The organism is Sutterella massiliensis, assembly GCF_016899755.1.
Taxonomy (GTDB): domain Bacteria; phylum Pseudomonadota; class Gammaproteobacteria; order Burkholderiales; family Burkholderiaceae_F; genus Sutterella; species Sutterella massiliensis.
On the sequence record NZ_JACJJC010000337.1, the window covers coordinates 1 to 360 of the forward strand.

Sequence of the window (360 nt, forward strand, 5' to 3'; positions counted from 1 at the left end):
GAGCAGAAACCAAGCCGAACGAGCGCAGAGCAGCGTCAACGCCCCAAGCGGAAATCAATGACTGCGCCGCAAAGGGCAGAACTGCTGCGCCGATGCCGAGTGAAGCGGTGACGATGCCCCCCGCTGCGCCGCGGTGTTCAGGAAAATATTTGACGGCGGTATTGATCGTGCAGCCGTTGACGAGGCCCGTGCCGATGCCGATGAAAATGCCGTACGTGCAGTAGAGCTCGAAAGTCGAACCGGCGACAGCCGTGAGCAGATAGCCCGCGCCGAGAACGGCTCCGCCCGCGCCGATCACCCATTTCGGACCGAAACGGTCATTAACGAAGCCGCCCGCAAGCATCATGAACGGTGTGAGGC

At 61.7% G+C, this 360-nt stretch carries 1 protein-coding gene; it reads right to left on the reverse strand.

Features of this window, described 5'->3' with window-relative positions:
* On the reverse strand, positions 1-360 hold a 360-nt coding region (locus tag H6A60_RS12810), incomplete at both ends, for an MFS transporter (protein WP_205105242.1).